Here is a 573-nt window from a genome sequence, read left to right as displayed (position 1 = left end):
TGTAGATCTTGTTGCGCTCGGGATGATGCGCGACCTGCATCGGCAGCACACGGTCTTGCTGCAGCAGGTTCTCGATCTTGGAGTGATCGCGCGTGCGCGTCACCAGTTCGCCCTTGCGCATCAGGTACATGCGCGAATCCCCAGCGTGCGCCCAGTGCAGCGAGCCCCGCTGGGCCAGCGCGCAGACGATGGTCGTGCGGGGCGCATCGGGCAGGCCGTTCGTCTCGGCATAGCGATGGATGTCGCGGTGCGCGAGCATGATGCTCTCGTGCAGGAAATCACGCGGATTGCGAATCGACGGACGCGCGTGGCGCTGGAACTGGCGCGCCATGGTCTGCAGCGCCTGCTGGGCCGCAACTTCGCCCAGGGAATGCCCGCCCAGGCCGTCGCACAGCACCATCAGCATGGCGTCACGCGTGAAGCAGTAGCCCATGCGGTCCTGGTTGACGCGTCGCGCGCCTTTTTTGCTTTCTTGATAAACCGAGAATCGCATTGCGGCTAGATGAATATTCGGTGAGGGAGGCGGTGCAGCGGCAAGTCCCGCCTAGTGTTGCACCATTTCGGAATCATACT

1 protein-coding gene is annotated in these 573 nt (G+C 63.0%); it reads right to left on the bottom strand.

What is annotated here, in order from left to right:
- On the bottom strand, nt 1–493 hold a 493-nt coding region (locus D1614_RS28530; protein ID WP_147384402.1), incomplete at its 3' end, for a PP2C family protein-serine/threonine phosphatase.
- Nucleotides 494–573 lie beyond the last annotated feature (80 nt).

The organism is Maribellus luteus (genome assembly GCF_003576475.1).
Lineage (GTDB): Bacteria > Bacteroidota > Bacteroidia > Bacteroidales > Prolixibacteraceae > Draconibacterium > Draconibacterium luteum.
The sequence above is the reverse complement of the archived record's forward strand: the minus strand, read 5'-3'. Positions and strand labels throughout refer to the sequence as shown.